The 209-nt window shown below is 49.3% G+C and carries 1 protein-coding gene; it reads right to left on the bottom strand.

What is annotated here, in order from left to right; translation table 11 throughout:
• On the bottom strand, positions 1-192 hold a 192-nt coding region (locus tag P5683_RS26335; RefSeq protein ID WP_315645194.1), incomplete at its 3' end, for a propionate--CoA ligase.
• Between the last annotated feature and the right edge of the window lie 17 nt (positions 193-209).

Here is a 209-nt window from a genome sequence, read left to right as displayed (position 1 = left end):
CCCCAAAGAGTGTTTGTTCCGGTTGGGGGGAGGATATGTTTCAAAATCAACCACGATAGCCGTAGGTAGCCGTAGGGGGGAACCCGCTAGGGAATCAACGTACAAAGATATCAGACCGCCTTTCCGTGGACTAGACCTATAGGGGAAACTATGTGCGATCGCAAAATCTAAATCATCTCCTACCAGAACCAACCCGATACCCCTAAACA

This window comes from Limnospira sp. PMC 1279.21, from assembly GCF_032349615.1.
Classification (GTDB): domain Bacteria; phylum Cyanobacteriota; class Cyanobacteriia; order Cyanobacteriales; family Microcoleaceae; genus Limnospira; species Limnospira fusiformis.
This window is presented reverse-complemented; position numbering and strand designations above follow the sequence as displayed.